The sequence below is a fragment of the Corynebacterium sp. 20-84 genome, from assembly GCF_053479455.1.
In genome coordinates this window covers 1-3,593 of record NZ_JBRBCB010000020.1, presented here as the reverse complement: position 1 = coordinate 3,593, position 3,593 = coordinate 1, and the positions used below count along the sequence as shown (strand labels likewise).

The following is a 3,593-nucleotide window of genomic DNA, read 5'->3' as shown; positions in this document are numbered from 1 at the left end:
CAACCGTCACACCATCCCGAGCATTCTCACCCTTCTCGAACTTGGTGCCCTCCGGAGCCTTGGTCTCCTTGCCGTCCTTGTCCTTGAACGTCGGAGCCGGAACCGTCACATCCTCACCCGGCTTACCAGAACCATCCTTGTAACCAGGCTCGAACTTGTCGTTGTCCTTCTCGTCAGGAGCCGACGCATCCGGCTTCTTGACGGTCACCTTGGCCTCGATGGTCTCGCGGGAACCATCCGGGTAGGTCACAACAACCGGGATCGTGTAGTCGCCGGGCTTCGCATCAGCAGGCGGCGCAACCTCGATCGTTCCATCCGGCTTAACCGTGATCCACTCCGGCTTGTCGACCTTGTTGCCCTCCGGGTCAGTCACCTGAACAGCCTGCTCGAAGGTGGTTCCTTCCGGAATTGCCTTGCCGTCCTTGTCCTTCGGAGCCTCCACCGTGGTCTTCTTACCGGCAGGAGCAGTAGCGTCCTTGTACTGTGGCTCGAATGCACCGTTCTGGCGAACCTTGTCGATCGCAAGGAAGGTATCCTGAGCAACGACGACGTCGTACGCATTGACCAGCTGTGCGACATACGTGCCCGGGTTCTTGAAATCTTGGGGAGCCAGGGAGCATTTTTCAGCGTCCGCCAGGGTATTGACCGGGCAATCTTGGCCAATCTGCTTTCCATCCGGACCGATCCAACGGATCTTGTTATTACCAGAGAACGGCAGAGCACCCGTCAGCTTGATCTTCGCCGGCTCAAGGTTATTGATACCTTCCGGAAGATCCGCCGGATTGAGGAAGGAATCGTAATTAACGATGTCCAAGGTTGCGACGTCAGCCTGAACTTCAGCGAAGTTGATGTTGTACCAACGATTGCCGACGTAGCTCGGAATACCGACCGCGCCGCCCCAGTTCGGGTTCTCACCCGCGTTGCCATTTGCGCTCTGGAAAACAGGCGTCGGGAAGCCACTGAAGGAGTTCAGGACCTTGCCGTCCTTCTCCGCCCAAATGTAGGTGTAGTCATTCATGCGGTCGCCGACATCTTGCCCCATACGGATGGTGTAACGGCCTTCCGCATCGGTTACAGCACCAACGGTCTTAAGGATCGGCTCCTTGCCGTTCGCACGCATGTCTTCGATCATTTTCTTGGTGGCGGCAGCCTGCTCACGGAACGGCTTATCGGCAATTTTTAGACGCTTAAACTCCGCAATGCCCTCGTCGGAAAGAACAGAGGCGTAGACCTTCGCACCCGCAATCGGCTGATCACCCTTCCACTCGTACAGCGGGCCGGTCTCGTTACGGTCAGGGCCACCCTCCGCATCAGACCAGACACGACCGAAGTAGGAATAACGCGGCGCATCCAAGCCCTCAGGCTTGCGCCAACCTTGCCCATCCATGGAGAAGTTCGGGCTCACCATGTAGGACTTTTCCGAAACGCTCGGCGCACGCTCCTCCAAGAACACGCCCGTTTTTTGCATGTTGTAGTTCTCGAAGTAGAAAGCACCGTTTGCGCTACCCTGCGTGACAGGTGCCCACGCACCCGGAACACCGCCACCAGCCTGACGAACGTAACCCAGGTCGTTGCCGGTTTCCTTATTCTTCAGCGGCGAATCAACCCAAATGCGGTACTCCTGACCGCGCTTAGCGCGGAAGAGGTGCGGCTTACCGTTAGCGTCGACGAAGGAGTACTCGCCTCCCGGCACAGGGCTGTCCGGGTGGGAAAGCACATTGCCGTCCTTGTCCTTTGCGCGAAGATCGAAGGCGTAGTTGCCGGAGGTGTTGCCAAGCTGGTGGGACTTCGCGGTGAAGATCGGCGAAATCGTGCCGTCAACATCCTTGAACCGCATGTACACCGTGACGTCATTGACACCCTCAGTTCCCTTCAGGGAATTCGACGCAGTCGTTTCCTTCAGGCCGACGGCACCAGAGAGAACCGCCAGCGCGTTGGTCATGTCAATTTGCTTTTTGATGTAACCGTTGGCAATGCCATCCGCTTCAATCAGCTTGGTCGGGTCCGTGACTGGAGTAGCAGCCACCGTGCCGGAGGTTTGAGCATTAGCAAGTGCCCCAAACTGAGGTGCTCCCACCGGCTGGACAGCCGGAGCGACAAGCACCATCGACAAAGCCGCAGCCGCGATCGTCGTACCGCGGCGGCGGGTGATCTTCTTCAAGTTCATGACTTCCTTTCAGAAAAACAGTGAACATACATGGCGTTGCGGCTCGTGGCTGAGGCTTTAAGCAAGGCGACACGGGCCGTACGTGAGATGGAACGGCCTCACTCAGGACGAGATACGAGCACCATAAGTTTCCTCACAGCTCCCGAAGCTAACAGCGTCAAGAAAATGCCTCTACCGATAAAGTATTGACACGTTCAGAGGACGTCATACCCCTAGTCACATCAACACCAAATGCCAGGTTATTCGGCGGATAATCGTATTGGTAGATTCTTCCGCGAGTGCACCGTTTAGGGGGAGCGGAGAAAAAGGGAGGCGTCGACAAGCGCGCAATTGCTTATCGACGCCTCCCCTGCACCCAACACAAAAATCACCGCCGACCCACTACCCATTCAGGTAGGGATCGGCGGTGATTCATTTCAACACACCAGCCAGAGCCAGCGACCACTCCCCCAAAGGGGAGCAGCCGCGCAGGCCCACCAGCCAGCGAGGGCCGCTCAATCTTTACTGAGCGTTCTTGCCCTCAGCCTCAGCGTCCTTGCCGGAGCCATCCTTGCCCTCAGCCTCGGAAGAGCCCTTGTCCTCCTTGGACTTAGAGGAGGAGCTGCTGTTCTCGTCCTTGCCCTTCGAGGAGCCCTTGGAAGAAGAACCGTTGTTCTCATCCTTGCCCTTGGAAGAGGAACCCTTCGAAGAGGAGCTGCTGCCTTTGTCCTTGCCCTTGGAAGAGGAACCCTTGTCACCATCAGCCTTAGAGGAAGAACCCTTACCGAAGATGCTGGACACCTCGACATTGGTCTGGGTCTTGGTGTTGCCCGGACCACACTTGGTAGCAATCGTCGTGATCGCAGCGATGCCGTAAGCCAGAACCGCGATACCACCCAGAACCTGGTTCAGGTTTGCACCCGCACCCCGCAGCTGAGCCTGGAAGTCAGCCGAAGCCTTAGCCAGACGCGGATCCATAATGCCCAACTGGTTCTGCAGAGCAGTGTTCGCATCCTGGATCTGACGACCAACCTGACCCTGAATGTTCTGCAGGCCCGGGATCGCAGTCTGCGACGCAATACCCAGCGGAATCAGAGCCAGCAACGGCAGACCAAAGCCAATCAGGGACTCGGTGCAACCCGGACGATCCGGGGAAGTGATCTTGATATCGACATCACCGACCTTCTTGCCGCCCTGGTCCTTGATGACAACCTTGGCATGCTGCGGCTTGGTCCCCTCCGGCACCGTCACCGTGATCTCACCGGTGTCCGGATCAACCTCAACCTTGGCATCCTTGATCGGCTTGCCATCCTTACCGATGACCTCACCAGTCATACCCTCAGTCGGGTTCTTGACCTTGTCATCCAGCTTCTTCTTAGAGCCATCAGCCGGAACCTCATCGGTCTTATCACCAGCATCAATACTCGGCTTATCCTCAGCCGGCTTC

General features: G+C 57.3%; 2 protein-coding genes. Both read right to left on the bottom strand.

Annotated features, from left to right (window positions below; genetic code table 11):
• A partial coding sequence (locus ACUY2Y_RS11610; RefSeq protein WP_448326637.1) for a Rib/alpha-like domain-containing protein occupies window positions 1–2,167 on the bottom strand: 2,167 nt, incomplete at its 3' end.
• 501 nt (window positions 2,168–2,668) lie between these two features.
• Window positions 2,669–3,593, bottom strand: a 925-nt coding sequence (locus tag ACUY2Y_RS11605) for a hypothetical protein (RefSeq protein ID WP_448326636.1), incomplete at its 5' end; no start/stop codon positions are given.